This window comes from Paraburkholderia sp. CNPSo 3281 (assembly GCF_024206515.1).
GTDB lineage: Bacteria > Pseudomonadota > Gammaproteobacteria > Burkholderiales > Burkholderiaceae > Paraburkholderia > Paraburkholderia nodosa.
Genome location: NZ_JAMBPS010000020.1, coordinates 92896 through 108851 on the forward strand (window position 1 = coordinate 92896; position 15956 = coordinate 108851).

A 15956-nucleotide genomic window follows, 5' to 3' on the forward strand; every position below is an offset into this window, starting at 1 on the left:
CATGACTTTTACCTACAAGACATCCGTGCTGGCCGTGGCCGCGGGACTCGCTGTGACGGCGTGCTCGTTCGGGCCGAGCGGCGAGGCGCCGGCCATGCCGTCGCCCGAGCACTACGGTGCGCAGGCGCAGCCGGCGAAGACGGTGGCCGCGGGTGGCGTTGCGCAGACCTTCGATGTCGGCGACACGCCCGGGCCGCAATGGTGGCGGCTCTACCACTGCGCCGCGCTGGATGCGCTCGTCGACGAAGGACTGCGCAACAGCCCGACGCTTGCGGCGACGCAGCGTACGCTCGCTGCGGCGCAAGAGCAACTGCGCGCGCAGATCGGCTCATCGACGCTGCCATCGATCGACGGCGCCGCGCAGGTCCAGCGCGCCCGTTCACCGGTCGCGCCCCAGCTTGGCCTCCCCGAGCAAGTGCAATACAACTTCTTTGCCGGGCAGTTGCTCGCGCATTACACGTTCGACCTGTTCGGCCAGACGCGCTATGCGAACTTGGCGAGCGCGGCCCGTGTGAATGTGCAGGCGTTCGAACTCGAAGCGTCGCGCCGTGCGCTCGCTGCAAACATCGTGGCAGCCACGATCAATGTGGCGGCACTCGATCGCGAGATTGCGCTCACCGAGCGGCTCGTTGCCGTATCGAACGATGCGGCGAACGAGGACGAGCAGCGCTACGCGCTGGGCGCAGTATCGCGCGTCCAGGCGCTTGCGTCGAAACAGGACGCGGCTTCCATCGCGGCGACGTTGCCCGAGTTGCGTCAGCAGCGCGCGACTGCGGTTCATGCACTCGCGGTGCTGATCGGCCGTACACCGGACAATGCCCCGAGCGTGCCGGATCTGGACAGCCTGTCGTTGCCAGAGCACGTGCCCGTCGCCGTGCCTTCGGACCTGTTGCGCTCGCGCCCGGACATCCAGGCAGCCGACGGCGCCGTCAAGGCGGCGGCCGCCGATGTGGGCGAGGCAACGGCGCAACTTTTCCCGAGCCTGTCGCTGACGGGCGCGATGGGTCGCGGCGGCTTCAGCTGGCCGGCATTGGTTTCGGGCGCGGGCGGCCTTTGGGCTATCGGCGCGAGCCTCTCGCAGCCGATCTTCCATGGCGGCGCGCTGTTCGCGCAACGCCGTGCATCGGTCGATACTTACGACGCCACCGTGCTGCATTACAAGTCCACTGTGCTTTCGGCGTTCCAGGACGTGGCGAATTCGCTCGCCGCGCTGGATAACGACGCACAGACCCTCGCGTCGAGCGAAGTCGCCGCTGACGCCGCGCGGACGGCATTCGAGGACACGGCGTCGCGCCACCGCCTGGGCTCGCTGCCTTCGGCGGCAACGCACGCGAGCGAGTCGCGGTATCTGAACGCAGAGATCGGCGCAGTGCGCGCAGCGAGCCAGCGCATGAGCGATACAGCCGCACTGTTCCAGGCGATGGGGGAAGTGCCCCCGGCTCAGCAGACTCAGCAGACGACCGCATCGACGCATTGACCCAGGCGTTCGTGAAACGCGAGGGCGATCCGCCAGGACCGCCCTCGCCGTTCAGCAGTGGCTCGAGCCACGCGATGGCCGTTGGACACATCAATTGACGGGCCACCGCGCCGGCCGCGTGATTCGGCCGTTGCGCCAGTGTGAATGCCCCCGGATTTCCGCTTTATTTCCGTATGGAATATCAGAGACTAATTGCCTGCCACGAATGCGATCTGCTGTTTCGCAAGCCTTCCCGTGTCAAAGGGCGCCGCGCAGCTTGTTCGCGCTGCGGTGCGGGCATGACAGCGCTACCGGGTAGCGGATGGCCGCTTGACTGGATTTGCGCTGTGACGCTCGCCGCATTGATCGTTTTTTGCATCGCGCAGAGTTTCCCTGTGATCGAGCTACGCGCGAACGGCATGACATCCGAGGCGACGCTGTTTGGCGCCGTGCGCTCGCTTTGGTCCGGCAACATGCGCGTCGTCGCGATCATGGTGTTCTGCTCGGCGGTACTCTTCCCGTTGATCGAACTGCTCTCATTGCTATATGTGCTGGTGCCGCTCCGGCTAGGCAAACTGCCACCTCAATTCAACGCGATGGTGCGTCTCGTGCAGCTCGTTCGGCCGTGGGGCATGATCGAGGTGTTCATGCTCGGCGTGCTGGTGACGATCGTGAAAATGGTCAGCATCGCGGAAGTGATCCCGGGACCGGGATTGTTCGCAACGGGCGCGCTGACTGTCATGCTGGGCGTTGTTGCTTCATTCGACCCGAGCAGGCTCTGGGCGGTCCGTGACGAAATCAGGTGTGCTCGAATTGCGGACGTTCGCTGGTCGAGAGTCAGTACAGGGCGAGGGCGTTTCACACGGCCATTGGGGGCGCGCAAAGCCGGCTCACCGCCCGCCATCACGGCACAACGCGCCGGCCTTGTCGGCTGTCACGCGTGCGCACTCGTTCAGACGCGTATCGAAGGAGAGGCCCACCAGCGCTGCTCCCGATGCCAGCATGTGCTGCACGAACGCAGGCCGGACAGCCTGGCGCGAACGGCCAGTCTGCTTCTTGCCGCCGCGTTTGCCTATATTCCGGCGAACCTGCTGCCGATCATGCACGCCTCATCCGTGGGCGGTTCGGAAGACGACACGATCCTTGGCGGCGTCGCGTATTTCTGGACATCGGGAGACTGGCCCCTTGCTGTCGTCGTTTTTGTCGCCAGCGTTCTCGTGCCGGTTCTCAAGCTCGTTGTTCTCACGCTTCTCACGGTAGCCGCTTCTCACGGTTCGGGATGGCGCGCTCGTGAAAGATCAATCCTGTACCGGCTCGTCGAGCGCATTGGCCGATGGTCGATGCTCGACGTCTTCGTCGTTGCACTGACGGTCACACTGGTGCATTTCGGCTCGCTTGCTGTCATCACTGCGGGACCGGCCGCCCTCGCTTTCGGAGCGGTTGTGATCCTGACCATGCTCGCATCGCATCAATTCGATCCGCGGCTCATCTGGGACAACGTGGACGCGGGGCAGCGTGACGCTCCAACTGCGAACGATGAAGTTCCGGCTGCTTCTCTCCCCACCAATCGCATATCCTGAAACAGACGATGCATCTTTCCAATCTATCCGGACCTGAATTCAAGCCGCGCAAACGTTGGCTGCCATCCCTCATCTGGTTAGTACCACTCATCTCTGCATTGATCGGGGTTGCCCTGGTGGTCAGATCCGTTGCAGAAAAGGGGCCGGTCGTGACGGTCACCTTCAATAACGCGGAGGGCATTGAGGCAGGCAAGACGAAGGTAAAGTACAAGGACGTTGAAATCGGTGTCGTGCAAGCCATTGCGCTGTCCACCGATTTGCGGCGCGTCATCGTGAGTGTCCAGTTGAGCAAGGACGCAGGGAAATTTGCGACGCAAGGCACGCGATTCTGGGTGGTACGCCCGCGCATTGGCGCCAACGGCATCTCCGGCCTCGGTACGTTGCTCTCTGGTGCGTACATCGGCGTGGACATCGGGCGCTCGACCGAGAGGCAAACCGCGTTCCTCGGTCTTGAAAGCCCGCCCATTGTCACCACGGGACAGCCGGGTCACCAGTACACGCTGCGAGGTGAGTCGCTGGGCTCGATCGATATCGGCGCCCCCATCTTCTACCATCGCATCCAGGCGGGTCAGGTGATTGGCTACTCCCTCGATCCACACGGCGCCGGCGTCATCGTGAACGTCTTCGTGAATGCGCCGTACGACCAGTACGTCGGCAGCAATACGCGGTGGTGGAATGCAAGCGGCGTCGATCTGCGTCTCGATTCCAACGGGCTGAAACTCAATACGCAATCACTCGCGACTGTCGTCGTCGGAGGGCTGGCGTTCCAGTCTCCGGCCGGGCAGGACGCTGGCCGACCGGCAGCAGACAGGGCGGAGTTCCGGCTCGCCGCGGACGAATCGGACGCCATGCGCGAGCCCGACGGCCAGCCGCTCAATGTCGTCATGCGTTTCAATCAGTCTTTGCGTGGACTGTCTGTTGGCGCACCTGTCGACCTTCGCGGTATTGCGCTGGGGCAGGTGACCGAGATTGGTATCGAGTACGACGAAAAGCAGAAGAGCTTCAGCATGAAGGTGTCGATGGCGCTTTACCCTGACCGGCTCAGCCGGCGCTCCAGCGAGGCGCTGCCGGCGCCGGACACGCCCGGCGGTCACGAGATGCTGCAGCATCTCGTGACGGAAGGGCTGCGCGGCCAATTGCGGACCGGCAATCTCCTGACGGGACAGTTGTATGTCGCGCTCGACATGTTCCCGAAGGCGCCGCGCGCGAGTGTCGACGTGCACAGCAACCCGATCGAACTGCCGACCGTGCCGAATACGCTCGACGAGCTCCAGGTGCAGGTGGCGGACATCGCGAGGAAGCTGAACCAGGTGCCGTTCGACCGGATCGGCGCCCACCTCGACGGTGCACTGGAGAACGCCAGCAAGCTGTTCGGGCATATGGACACCGAGGTCGTGCCGCAAGCACGCGACACGCTCGCTGCCGCACAAAAGACCTTCGCGACCGCGGAATCGACGCTGCGGCAGACGGCGCCGATGCAGTCGGACGTTCAGGACGCCATGCAGCAACTCACACGTACGCTGCAGTCGCTCAATGCGCTCTCCGAATACCTGGAGCGCCATCCGCAGGCGCTGCTGTTTGGCAAAAAAGGAGACCAGCAATGATCGCAATGCAATCCCGCTCGTCCCGCACCATGGTGAGGACACTCGTCTCTGTCGTTGGGCTGGCCCTTCTGACGGCGTGCGCAACGCCCGCGACGCGCTTTTATACGCTCGGAACCGACGCAGAGCCGACCATCGCCAAGAATACGACAAGCCCCGCTTTGCGGATCGAGGTACGCCCAGTGAAGGTGCCGGCCGCCGTCGCCAGGAGTCAGCTTGTGGTGCAGGTCAACCCGGCCCAGGTGCGGGTGCTCGAAGACGATCGCTGGTCGTCGGCCCTTCCGGACGAGATTCGCGATGCACTGGCTGCTCGCGTGAGCCAGCAGGCCGGCGCGCCCGCTGCCAACGCAGTTGGCCGTGATGAGGAGGTTCCCGTCTATCAGGTCGGCGTCGACGTTCAGCGCTTTGAATCGTGGCCGGGTTCACACGTACTGGTTGACGTCGTATGGCGTGTGAGCAGGTCTGCGGGCCTGGAGACCCTGAGTTGCCACAGCGTAGTGAGCGAGCCCGTGTCTGGCGGGTATCAGGCGATCGTCGACGGGCATCGTCATGCGATCAACGCGATCGCTGATCAGATAGCCGCGGTCGTGCGCAACTTCGCTGCGACCGCGGCGGATCGGCCGTTTAGCCCTGCGGGCGCGTCCAGCAGAACGGGAATGACAACGCTGTCCTGCCCGCAATTTATAGACGGCGCGCGAACCGCGGTCGACAGGGCGGCGGCTCCGCGCTCCGGGGCATAAATTCCCGGCGCATCGCCAGCCGGGACGGGGCCGGTTGCCAGACCGGCTCCCCTCACGACTGGCCGCGTTCAAGCTGCCTCGTCGGCTTCCTCGACGATGGGCAGTGGACGCGCGGCAATCTTTTCCGCCTCCGCGCGTTTCAGGCCGAGCATTTGCAGCAACATGGCTGCCGTGCGCTCGGGAAAGTGCTCGCCGCTGAATCCCAGTTCCTTCAGCAAACCCGCGGCGCTTGCGCCCGGCACGACATAGTTCAGTTCGGCCGCGATGGCAGAGAGCACTGTGCCACCCACTGCAAGATAGCCAATAAACGGGTCGGCGACGACGAATCGCTTTGCAGCGATGCCGTTTCGAATGTCGCGCAGGAGCCGCTGGCCCAGCCCACGGCTCAACGCACGCTCAGAAAACCCTTCGCGTATCAGAAAGCGTCCCCACACGGGATTGTGCCGCGCACGCAGGACCGTGTGGCGCACCGAGACGGCCACCACTTCCGCCGGGTCGGAAAGGCCCCCCGCGAGGCGATCGAGCACGTTCGCAAACTCTTCGAACACGTTGTCGACGAGCGTTGCGTAGATCACCTCCTTCGACTCGAAGTGGTTGTAGAACGAGCCAAAGCCGACATCGGCGGCCTCTGTGATTTCATTGATCGCCACGCCTTCCATACCCTTTTCGGCCATCAGCCTGAGGGCGGCGTCGAGCAGACGTGCGCGCGTCTCGCGCTTGCGGCGCGCACCGCGAGGCTCTTTTTCTTCGATGACGGCGGCCGGGGAGGCGGGCGCCGCTGGCGGGGAGCGCCTGGCCGCCCCGCGCTTGGTCGTGGTTGTCATGATGGATCCAAGTCTGGTCATGACCACAGTATAGATTCGAATGTCTATATTGACAAAATGATCATCTATGAGTTTAATGTCACCATAGGCTGTCGAGAGCCGGTCTAACTAAAACAGACGGAGTGACTGTGGAGACAGCAATCGGAATCGGCATCGGCATTGCGCCGAGCGCCCGGCATCACCTTCCCCATTTGCCCATCCGGGCATTACGAGCCGCTGTCCCTCCCGCGCCGGCAAATTGGCCGTCCGGTGAGCCTGCGAGCGCTCACGTGCTCCCGAGGTGCGGCGCGCCCGCGCTGCGGGCTGCATCACCCATCCCAACTGCCTGATTACCGTCCGCCATGAAACTGACTACTGCACAGCCGGCTCGTCACCCGAATCCAACGGCGAAAGCGAACGCATTGGCCTACCTCATGTTCGATCGGCCGGACCTCGGGCAAGCTGAACGGTTTCTCAATGACTTCGGGCTTCGAACGGTAACGCGTGACGAAGAGATGCTGCTTCTGCGCGGTACGGCCGCGTCGCACTTCTGTTATGTCGTACGCAAGGCGTCCAAAGCGCGATTTGTCGGGTTCGGCCTGCAGGTCGGCAGCGAAGCCGAACTGGACGCTCTCGCCAGGCTGCCGGGCGCGTCGGAGGTGAAAGCGTCCGCGTTGCCGGGCGGCGGCTATGTGGTGCAACTCGCGGATCCGTCCGGTTTCCGTGTCGATGCGCTCTGGGGCCAGGCGCCCGCCTCCGCGTTGCCGCACCGGCTCCCGTTGCCGTTCAATTCCGTCGATGCCGCCGTTCGCGTCAACGGCACTCAGCGACCGCCCGAGAGCGCGCCTGAAGTCATCAGGCTTGGGCACGTGGTGCTTGAACTCGCCGACTATCAGGAAACCTGTGCGTGGTACACGCGCCATTTTGGTTTTATCCCCAGCGACGTGCAGGTGCTGCCCGATGGGTCACCGGCTGTCGCGTTCATGCGGCTCGATCTCGGCGACAGACCCGCCGACCATCACACGCTTGCGCTGGCACAGGCGTTCGCCCCGACATACAGCCATAGCGCCTACGAGCTCGTCGATGCGGACGCGGTCGGTATGGGTCAGCGCGTCCTGCGCACGAGCGGATGGACGCATGCGTGGGGCATCGGCCGACATATCCTCGGGAGCCAGATTTTCGACTACTGGCAGGACCCTTGGGGAGACAAGCATGAGCACTACTGCGACGGTGATCTTTTCACCAGCGACACGCCGACGGGAATCCATGGCGTGAGTCGCGAGGCGATGGCCCAGTGGGGGCCGACAATGCCGCGCAGCTTCACCAAGCCCCGATTGACGCCCGCGAGCATCGCGGCGCTGATCGCAAACCTGCGCCGAAGCCCCGACGTCACGCTGGCGAGGCTACGGGCACTGTTCAAGATTTTTGCCTGACGTACCCCTTTTTCGAATCCGGAGACCGCCAACATGGCAATTCACGTTCTGCATTATCTGCACGATGGTCGCGCCCAGTGGGGCGTAGTGGCTCAAAACGCTATCACGCCGATTCCCGGTGAGTTCAAGACGACCGCTGAGTTTGTCCATGCCAATCCGGTCGAGCGGTTAATGACGCTGAATGGCCCTACGATTCCCGAAGCGGATGTGCAGTGGCTCTCGCCTGTGACCGCCAATCAGCAGTTCATCTGCCAGGGCGCGAACTACCGCCAGCATATGATCGAATCCGGCATGGACCCGGACGCGAAGAAATTCAACATGATCTTCACGAAGGCCACGAGTTGCATCGTTGCTGCGGACTCGAAGCTGGTGAAGCCGCACGAAGTGAAGTTCCTCGACTACGAGATCGAACTCGGTCTTGTCCTCAAACGCGACATCACGTCCCGCGCAACGATTACCGACGAGAACCTGCACGACTACATTGCCGGCGCCGTGATCGTGAACGACTATTCCGCCCGCGATATCCAGATTCCACAGATGCAGTTCTACAAGGGCAAGAGCTATCGCACGTTCGGCCCTGTCGGCCCGTACCTTTGCCTGCTCGAGAAGCACGACATGCCGAAGCTCAAGGAGCTCGTGCTGACGCTGACTGTCAACGGAACGGTTCGACAGAACGATTCCACTTCGGGTCTTGTCTACGGTCCGGCAGAGACATTGACCGAGCTGTCCGGCGTTCAAGACCTGCATGCGGGTGACTTGCTCGCAACGGGTACGCCGTCCGGTTGCGCGCTGATCATTCCGTCGCCGGAAAAGCAACGCGCCGCGGCACAGCTGCCCGAAGTGGAGAAATGGCGTCTTTTCCTCGCGTTGCAAGCCGAGCGACCGCAGTACCTTCAGGATGGCGACGTGGTCGAAGCACGTATCGTCAGCCAGGATGGCTCGATCGATCTTGGCACCCAGCGTAACGTCGTCGTCGCAGAGGCCGCATGAAAGGCGTCGCAAACGAGCAGGACGTCCTCGCTATCGAATCGCAGGGGCAGCAGCCGGCGGATCTACCGTCGAGCACCTACGAATTGATCTGCCGGGGCGCCGCCATTGATCCAACTGCACCCGCGCTTTCGTTCTTCGCAACCACGGACGACTACACGACCCCGGAGCGATGGACTTACATCGAACTGGTGCGCGACATCACACGTACGGCAAACATGTTGTCGCGGCTGGGTGTGCAGCGAGACACGGTCGTCGCTTATGTACTGCCGAATCTGCCAGAAACGCACTTTGTGATCTGGGGCGGCGAGGCGGTCGGCGTTGTCTGCGCAATCAATCCACTGCTCGAAAGCGACGCGATCGGCGAGCTGCTCAATGCCTCAGGCGCCAGCGTGATTGTCACTTTGGCGCCGTATCCCGGCACGGACCTTTGGCCGAAAGTGCAGGCGGTCTTGCACAAGGTTGCCTCGCTCGAGCATGTCGTGCTGGTCAACCTCGCCGACCATGCACCCGGCGAACAGCGATTTGCGGCTCGAATGCTTCAGCGCGGCGAGTGCTCAAGGTTGCATGGCGAGGAGGGCGTGCGAGGCGCGGTTCCTTCGCGGATCAGCATCCACGACTTCGGTGAAGCCGTCGCACGGGAGCCGGGCATAGCGCTCTCCACCCCGCACCGGATGAACCGGGACGACGTATCGTCCTACTTCTGCACGGGCGGCACCACAGGCCTGCCAAAAATTGCGATGCGCCGGCACGGCAATGAGGTGGCCAATGCATGGAGCGCCGGAGAATTTCTCGGTGAAAGCGTTGCGCCAGGCAAGACGATCTTCTGCGGATTGCCGCTTTTCCACGTGAACGCCGTGATGGTGACGGGTCTGCTGCCGTTTTCACGCGGTGCACACGTCGTGCTTGGCACGCCGCAAGGTTATCGCGGAGATGGCGTCGTCAAACGCTTCTGGGATATCGTTGAGCATTACCGGATCAACTTTTTTAGCGGCGTGCCGACCCTCTTTGGGTCGTTGCTGGACGTTCCCATCGGCGGCCGCGATATCAGTTCGCTCGAATACGGGTTGTGTGGCGCCGCGCCGATGCCGGTGGAATTGCTGCGTGCTTTCCAGGCTCGAACCGGAATCAGGATCCTCGAGGGCTATGGCCTCACGGAAGGTGCCTGCGTTAGCAGTGTCAATCCGCCGCTTGGCGAACGGCGGGTCGGCTCGATCGGCCTTCGTCTGCCGGGCCATGCCATGAAAGCCGTGATGGCCGATGAAGCGGGCCGTTATGTGCGGGACTGCGTGGCGGACGAGGTTGGTCAACTGCTGATCTCCGGCCCGAACGTGTTCATCGGCTATATGCGGCCGGAGCAGAACAACGGCATCTGGATGGACCTGGCTGATGGCGGCAGATGGCTGAATACCGGCGATCTGGGACGCTGCGACGCAGACGGTTACTTCTGGCTCACAGGCCGGAAGAAGGAACTCATTATTCGGGGCGGACACAACATCGATCCTGCAGCGATCGAAGAAGCGCTGCACCGACATCCCGCAGTGCAGATTGCCGCAGCAGTAGGGCGCCCTGATATGCACGCAGGCGAACTGCCGGTCGCTTATGTCCAGCTCAAGCCTGGCATAACGGCAAATGAAGCAGAAATGGCGGCGTTCCTGCGTGACGAGATCAGCGAGCGAGCCGCGTTTCCCAAAGGCATACGGATCGTTGAAACGATGCCCCTGACGGCTGTCGGCAAGATCTTCAAACCCGCGCTGAAGCGGATCGAAACCGTAGATGCCCTGCGGTCGGCGCTCGTGGAAGCTGGTGTTGAGGGGGCAACCGTCAGCATCGTTGAAGAAGCCTTGCGTGGGATTTCCGTTCACGTCGAACTCTCCGACGCAGCACTCGAACCATTGGCGACTTCCGCGCTTGGACGCTTTCCGTTCGCGTTCTCAATCGCTATCGCGGAGGGCTCCAGGGGCAGCGTTGACGGCAACGCAACGTAAGAGACGCACCGCAGGCCGAGCGCCTTGTGATGCGAGTTCACTAACATGCCGGGCAACTTGTCAAACCTGGCAACCGCGCAGAACGGCAAAGAGAAGTAACAGGCGTACGCAGCCCAGGACTCGATACGGTGCACAGGCACGAAGCAACGCGGGGATCCGGGTAAATCAATTCATTGTATTTAGTATGCCTATATAAAAGGAGATGATTTTTCGAGTCGGTCTATACATACGAGGACCGATCCAACGAGACGGAGCAATGGGCGGCTCGTTAAAGCCCTGAGCACGATAAAAAGATATTTAGCCGATGAGGCAGGAGAAGACGCGTGAGGAATTACGGGAAAAATGTTCGACCTGCCGTTATGGCGGGTTTTATCTGTTCGGCTGCGCTTGCTGGAAATGCGAATGCGCAATCGGCCGGAAGCTTCACGCTGGCGACAGGGTGGCTTTACGTAGCGCCACAGGGTCATGCCACGCCGCTTACCGTGGAAAGCGTGGGTGGTATGCCGGTCAATCAGCAATTAACGGGTAGTGGTGCGCACGCGTCGTCAACGAATACGCTCGGCATCACCACCGAGTACTACGTGACCGACCACATCGGCATCGCCACCCTCTTTGGCCTGCCACTAACAGTGAATCTTGTTGGCGACGGGACGCTCTCGAAGTACGGCACCCTCGGCACGACGAGGCCGATGCCGCCCGCCATCGAGCTTCGATATCACCTGTTTGAGGCTCAGTCAAAATTTCGTCCTTTCGTCGGATTGGGCGTGAACTACACGTGGTTCACCCAGGTTCGCGCAACCAACAACCAGTTCATCACGGATAGTGTCGGTCCTGGCGGATCGATACGTGCGACCCTCAGTGCGTCGTGGAACCCCGTGTTCGAGGTCGGGGCAAGCTACGCGTTCTCCAAACACTGGTCGGTCGGAGCGTCAGTTGGCTACATGCCGATCCAGACGCACATGACCATATACGGACAGACCGCAAACGGAACGCAGATCGTTTCGAAGTCGACGCTCCGAATCGAACCCATTAACGTATTTTTGAATGTCGGCTACACATTCTAGCGAGTACGACCCGCGTTCCCAGCCATCAATCGAGGCGGCGGGTCGTGCCGCCAACGCATCAATCGCGAGATTTTCCATGCTCATCGAAGACATCGAATACGTTATTTTCCGCCACCCGGACCTGGCTGCCGTCCGCGACTTCATGGTCGATTACGGTTTGCTGGATCGGCAACAGGGCGTTGCTGCAATGGGGTCCGGCTTTCCCGGGTCTTTAAACCACCACCAGACATGATCGCGCCCGCCTGAGCGGCTTGCCCGCTCGGGGAGCCGGTCCGCAATTCCATGATGCTTGCACCTGCGAAGCCTTCCCATTGGATCAAAAAGTGAAACGACAGATCCTCAAGACCATTCTCTTTGCTATGCCCAAGGTCCTCGACCTGACGGCACGCCGCTTCCCTGCCTATCGCGATCGGCTAAAGCAGCGCGATCTCGTCGCGTGGATCGGGCTCATGGATCAAAGCATCGGCCGCGTCATCAAGCTCAAGAACGGCCGCATCCGGTCGTGTGCCGGCAGGCATCCGCAGCCCGACGTGCGCATGCTCTTCAAGGATGTGGCAACCGCACTGAAATTTCTGTCCGCCACTCCGGACTACCTGGAGATCATTCACGCAGCGAAAAATTTCAAGGTGGTTACTGAAGGCGACGATGAACTGCTGGTGTGGTTCATGCAAACGCTGAGCATGATGCAAACCATCAGCCTGCCGATGGGTACGCCCATGTACGACGGCACGCAGCGCTACACCACGTGCACCAACGGCGGCCCGTTATTCGTGTACGTGAAAAATGGTCGCATCATTCGCGTGACGCCTGTCGATCTCGACAGCAAGGATGCTCCGAGTTGGGAGATCGAAGCGCGCGGACGCCGGTTTAGCCCGCCCCGGCGAGGCCTCGTTGCACCGCACGCATTGGCGATCAAGTCGCTCGTCTACTCGGACAAGCGCATTCTTCGTCCGATGAAGCGAGTCGACTTCGATCCTGACGGGGAACGCAATCCGCAGAACCGCGGCAAGTCGGCTTATGTGCCCATCAGTTGGGATGAGGCGCTTGACATCGTCGCGAAGGAGATTAACCGGCAAAAACGCGTTCACGGCCCCGGCTCGATTACGTTCCCGATGTCGTCCCATCACCAGTGGGGCAATGTTGGCTACTACCTGAGCGCGCTAACGCGCTTCGCCAACCTGATTGGCTTCACCCGGGTGGCTGCGAATCCGGATAGCTGGGAGGGATGGTACTGGGGCGCGATGCATCACTTTGGCAACTCGATGCGCGTGGGCGTGCCGTCAGGCTATGGCGGCATCGAAGACTGCCTGAGGGAGGCGGAAATGGTTGTCTTCTGGTCCTGCGACCCGGAAAGCACCAACGGGGCGTACGCGGGATTCGAAGGCACGCCGCGGCGTCTATGGGCGAGGGAACTGGGAATCGAGTTCGTTCACATCGATCCGCACTGCAATCCAACCGCGCAGTTGCTCGGTGGGCGCTGGATTCCCGTGCGCCCGCAAACCGATGCCGCGCTCGCGACCGCCATCATGCACGTTTGGGTCGCGGAGGGTCTGTACGACGAGGATTACGTTGCCAACCGCACGACTGGCTTCGATGAATGGCGCGCCTACCTGCTGGGGGAAACCGACGGCGTGCCGAAGACTCCCGAATGGCAGCAGTCCGAGACTGGCGTGCCAGCGAAGGATGTGCGTGCGCTCGCGCGCCTGTGGGGCAAGAAGAAGGTCTATCTCGCCGTCGGCATGACAGGTGCGGGGTTCGGCGGCGCAGGACGCGGCGCGACCGGGGCGCAATGGGCGCGTTGCATGATCATGATGATGGCGATGCAGGGGTGGGGCAAGCCAGGCGTCAATTTTGGGTGTCTGGAACTCGGCGCTCCGCATGACCTGCACTTCTATTTTCCGGGCTATGCAGACGGTGGCATGTCTGGCGACCTCGCGTGGACGGCCAATGCCGTGAACAACTATCAGCGCATGCCTCACATCCTGACCATGAATCCCGTCAAGCAGATGGTTCCCCGGCAGCAGCTACCCGATGCCATCATCAATGGCCATGCGACGGGATACCTGTGGGACGGCATGTCACAGGAAGCGCAGTTCGCGCCGTTCAGCTACCCGATGCCAGGCTATTCGCCGATCCACATGATCTATCGCTATGGCGGATCTGCTTTCAGCACCGTCACGAAATCCGGACGCTGGGCCGACGCCTACCGCCACCCGAGCATCGAGTTCGTGGTCAACCAGTCGATCTGGATGGAGGGCGAGGCGCAGTTCGCCGATATCATTCTGCCGGCGTGCACGTCGCTGGAACGATGGGATATTGGCGAATGGTCGAATTCGGGCGGCTATGCCCATCACGGCTTCAGCACTGTCAATCATCGCATGGTGATGATGCAACACAAATGCATCGAGCCGCTGGGCGAGTCCCGCTCCGATTACGACATCTTCACCGCGATTCTGACCCGTCTCGGGCTTGGCGGCGTGTTCACCGAAGGATGCGGCGAACTCGATTGGGTCAAGAGGGTATTCGACTCGTCGGATCTGCCGGATCACATTTCGTGGCGAAACTTCTGCCGCAAAGGCTATTACGTCGTACCACCCGAGAAGCCCGAACTGCGCCACCCGGTCGACATGCGCTGGTTCGCGGAAGGTCGTCGCAAGGATCTGCAGGAACCGCATCCCATGCCGTCGCAGTACGCCGAAAAGTTCGGCATGGGATTGCAGACGCCCAGCGGCAAGATCGAGTTCGTACCTGAGTTGCTGAAGCGACACACCGCCGACAACCCCGAGCGGCCGCCGCTGAACCGGTATATCCCGTCCTGGGAAGGGTTGCGCAGCGAACTGGCCCAGCGCTATCCGCTGCAACTGATTGCGACTCATAGCCGGTACAGCTTCCACACGCATTGCGACGGCAAGAATTCCTCGGTCAACAGCGTCGAAGATCATCGCGCTTTGATCGGCGGGCATCGATTCTGGTTGCTGCGGCTCGGTCCCGCCGACGCGGCGGCAAGGGGGATTGCCCACCGCGATCTCGTCAAGGTCTACAACGACCGCGGCGCTGTCATTTGTGCCGCTGACGTGTCGCCTCTGTTTGCCGCCGGCGTGGTCAAGTCATACGAGGCGAGCGCTGAATTCCAGCTCATCGAAATCGCCGGCGAGCGTGTCGAGATCGGCGGCTGCATGAACATGCTCACTCCTGACCGGTCCCAGACGGCGGGCACGAGCAGCATGAGCCCGAATTCATGCCTCGTGCAGGTTGAAAAGTGGAAAGGCGCCGACGCGTTCATGCTCGGTCGCGTAGCGTGAGGAGCAGGCAATGAGCAAGTGGAATCTGGTTATCAAGGTCGGGCAGTGCGAGAACTGCCAGAACTGCGTGATCGCCGCGCGAGACGAGCACGTAGGCAACGACTTTCCCGGCTACTCGGCACCCGCTGCGGCCGATGCCGAAAGCCCCATCCGCATCCTGCGCCGGGTGCAGGGCGACGCGCACCTGGTCGAGACGACGTACCTGCCGGTCATGTGCAATCACTGTGACGATGCACCATGCATGCGAGTGGGCGGCGACGCCATCCGCAAGCGCGCCGACGGCATCGTCATCATCGATCCGGACAAGGCGCGAGGCAGAAAGGACATCGTGAAAGCCTGTCCGTACAAGGCGATCGTGTGGAATGAGGCACTGCAGCTGCCGCAGACCTGGATCTTCGATGCGCATCTGCTCGACCAGGGGTGGCAGCATCCGCGATGCGAACAGTCATGCCCGACGGGCGTATTCGAAACCGTCAAGCTCGATGACGCCGCGATGGCACTGAAAGCACGACGGGAAGGACTCAGGGTTTTGGAGCCCAAACTCAAGACAAAGCCCCGTGTGTGGTATCGCGGCCTTGAACGCTGGGATACCTGCTTTATTGGCGGTAGCGTCAGTGCACAGGTGGGGCAGATCGTCGAATGCGTCGCCGATGCCGCCGTCGCGCTGCATACGGGCGACCAGAAGGTGGCCGATACCGTCACGGACGCGTTCGGCGATTTCCGGTTCGCAGGCCTGGCCAAAGACAGCGGTCGCTATCGGATCGAGATACGTCATGACCTCGGCAATGCGTCGCGTGAATGTCTGATGGGCGAAAGCGTTTATCTGGGCGAGATCGAACTCGTCCAGTCGACCAACGAAGTCGAGGCTGCCTGACGCCACAACAGGAGAACCATGCTGGAGACGGCAGACCGATGGCCGTCAGTGCCGCCGGACGGGCGCTGTGCGGGCCGGCTGGTATGGGCAAGCGGTGCAGCCACAGCACGTGCGGCTGTACTGCATCG

Annotated in this window: 12 protein-coding genes; 11 read left to right on the plus strand and 1 reads right to left on the minus strand. The window is 62.0% G+C overall.

What is annotated here, in order from left to right; all coding sequences use genetic code 11:
- Position 1: 1 nt before the first annotated feature.
- From M3I56_RS20575 to M3I56_RS20590, 4 genes are all read left to right on the plus strand, one after another.
- Positions 2-1477, plus strand: a complete 1476-nt coding sequence (locus M3I56_RS20575; protein WP_254355569.1) for an efflux transporter outer membrane subunit — start codon at positions 2-4, stop codon at positions 1475-1477.
- Between the two features lie 173 nt (positions 1478-1650).
- Positions 1651-3036: a PqiA/YebS family transporter subunit gene (locus M3I56_RS20580; RefSeq protein ID WP_254355596.1), complete on the plus strand. Its 1386-nt coding sequence runs from the start codon at positions 1651-1653 to the stop codon at positions 3034-3036.
- An 8-nt stretch (positions 3037-3044) separates the two neighbouring features.
- Complete coding sequence (locus tag M3I56_RS20585) at positions 3045-4640, plus strand: intermembrane transport protein PqiB (RefSeq protein ID WP_254355570.1); 1596 nt, start codon at positions 3045-3047, stop codon at positions 4638-4640.
- Entirely contained in the window at positions 4637-5377 is a 741-nt protein-coding gene (locus tag M3I56_RS20590) for a membrane integrity-associated transporter subunit PqiC (RefSeq protein WP_254355571.1), read from the plus strand. The genes M3I56_RS20585 and M3I56_RS20590 overlap by 4 nt, the downstream gene beginning before the upstream one ends.
- A gap of 68 nt (positions 5378-5445) precedes the next feature.
- On the opposite strand, the gene M3I56_RS20595 is transcribed toward M3I56_RS20590, so the two are convergent.
- Entirely contained in the window at positions 5446-6201 is a 756-nt protein-coding gene (locus M3I56_RS20595; RefSeq protein ID WP_254355572.1) for a TetR/AcrR family transcriptional regulator, read from the minus strand.
- A gap of 341 nt (positions 6202-6542) precedes the next feature.
- On the opposite strand from M3I56_RS20595, the gene M3I56_RS20600 reads away from it, so the two are divergent.
- The 7 genes from M3I56_RS20600 to M3I56_RS20630 all read left to right on the plus strand — a co-directional run bounded on the left by M3I56_RS20600 (position 6543) and on the right by M3I56_RS20630 (position 15828).
- Positions 6543-7613, plus strand: coding sequence for a VOC family protein (locus M3I56_RS20600; protein ID WP_254355573.1), 1071 nt, complete (start codon positions 6543-6545; stop codon positions 7611-7613).
- 33 nt (positions 7614-7646) lie between these two features.
- Positions 7647-8603, plus strand: a complete 957-nt coding sequence (locus M3I56_RS20605; RefSeq protein ID WP_254355574.1) for a fumarylacetoacetate hydrolase family protein — start codon at positions 7647-7649, stop codon at positions 8601-8603.
- Entirely contained in the window at positions 8600-10588 is a 1989-nt protein-coding gene (locus tag M3I56_RS20610) for an acyl-CoA synthetase (protein ID WP_254355575.1), read from the plus strand. The genes M3I56_RS20605 and M3I56_RS20610 overlap by 4 nt, the downstream gene beginning before the upstream one ends.
- Positions 10589-10947: 359 nt before the next feature.
- Complete coding sequence (locus tag M3I56_RS20615) at positions 10948-11652, plus strand: OmpW family protein (protein ID WP_254355597.1); 705 nt, start codon at positions 10948-10950, stop codon at positions 11650-11652.
- A gap of 76 nt (positions 11653-11728) precedes the next feature.
- A complete protein-coding gene (locus M3I56_RS20620) occupies positions 11729-11884 on the plus strand; it encodes a hypothetical protein (protein WP_254355576.1) in 156 nt (51 codons plus the stop codon).
- A 91-nt stretch (positions 11885-11975) separates the two neighbouring features.
- Entirely contained in the window at positions 11976-14954 is a 2979-nt protein-coding gene (locus M3I56_RS20625) for a molybdopterin-dependent oxidoreductase (protein WP_254355577.1), read from the plus strand.
- A 10-nt stretch (positions 14955-14964) separates the two neighbouring features.
- Positions 14965-15828, plus strand: coding sequence for a 4Fe-4S dicluster domain-containing protein (locus M3I56_RS20630; RefSeq protein WP_254355578.1), 864 nt, complete (start codon positions 14965-14967; stop codon positions 15826-15828).
- Positions 15829-15956: the final 128 nt, after the last annotated feature.

What these genes read in the sequence shown, in the direction of transcription:
- M3I56_RS20615 (WP_254355597.1), top strand. Translation starts at nt 10,948, where the DNA reads ATGGCGGGTTTTATCTGTTCGGCTGCGCTTGCTGGAAATGCGAATGCG.
- M3I56_RS20600 (WP_254355573.1), top strand. Translation starts at nt 6,543, where the DNA reads ATGAAACTGACTACTGCACAGCCGGCTCGTCACCCGAATCCAACGGCG.
- M3I56_RS20605 (WP_254355574.1), top strand. Translation starts at nt 7,647, where the DNA reads ATGGCAATTCACGTTCTGCATTATCTGCACGATGGTCGCGCCCAGTGG.
- M3I56_RS20630 (WP_254355578.1), top strand. Translation starts at nt 14,965, where the DNA reads ATGAGCAAGTGGAATCTGGTTATCAAGGTCGGGCAGTGCGAGAACTGC.
- M3I56_RS20590 (WP_254355571.1), top strand. Translation starts at nt 4,637, where the DNA reads ATGATCGCAATGCAATCCCGCTCGTCCCGCACCATGGTGAGGACACTC.
- M3I56_RS20575 (WP_254355569.1), top strand. Translation starts at nt 2, where the DNA reads ATGACTTTTACCTACAAGACATCCGTGCTGGCCGTGGCCGCGGGACTC.
- M3I56_RS20580 (WP_254355596.1), top strand. Translation starts at nt 1,651, where the DNA reads ATGGAATATCAGAGACTAATTGCCTGCCACGAATGCGATCTGCTGTTT.
- M3I56_RS20585 (WP_254355570.1), top strand. Translation starts at nt 3,045, where the DNA reads ATGCATCTTTCCAATCTATCCGGACCTGAATTCAAGCCGCGCAAACGT.
- M3I56_RS20595 (WP_254355572.1), bottom strand. Translation starts at nt 6,201, where the DNA reads ATGACAACCACGACCAAGCGCGGGGCGGCCAGGCGCTCCCCGCCAGCG.
- M3I56_RS20610 (WP_254355575.1), top strand. Translation starts at nt 8,600, where the DNA reads ATGAAAGGCGTCGCAAACGAGCAGGACGTCCTCGCTATCGAATCGCAG.
- M3I56_RS20620 (WP_254355576.1), top strand. Translation starts at nt 11,729, where the DNA reads ATGCTCATCGAAGACATCGAATACGTTATTTTCCGCCACCCGGACCTG.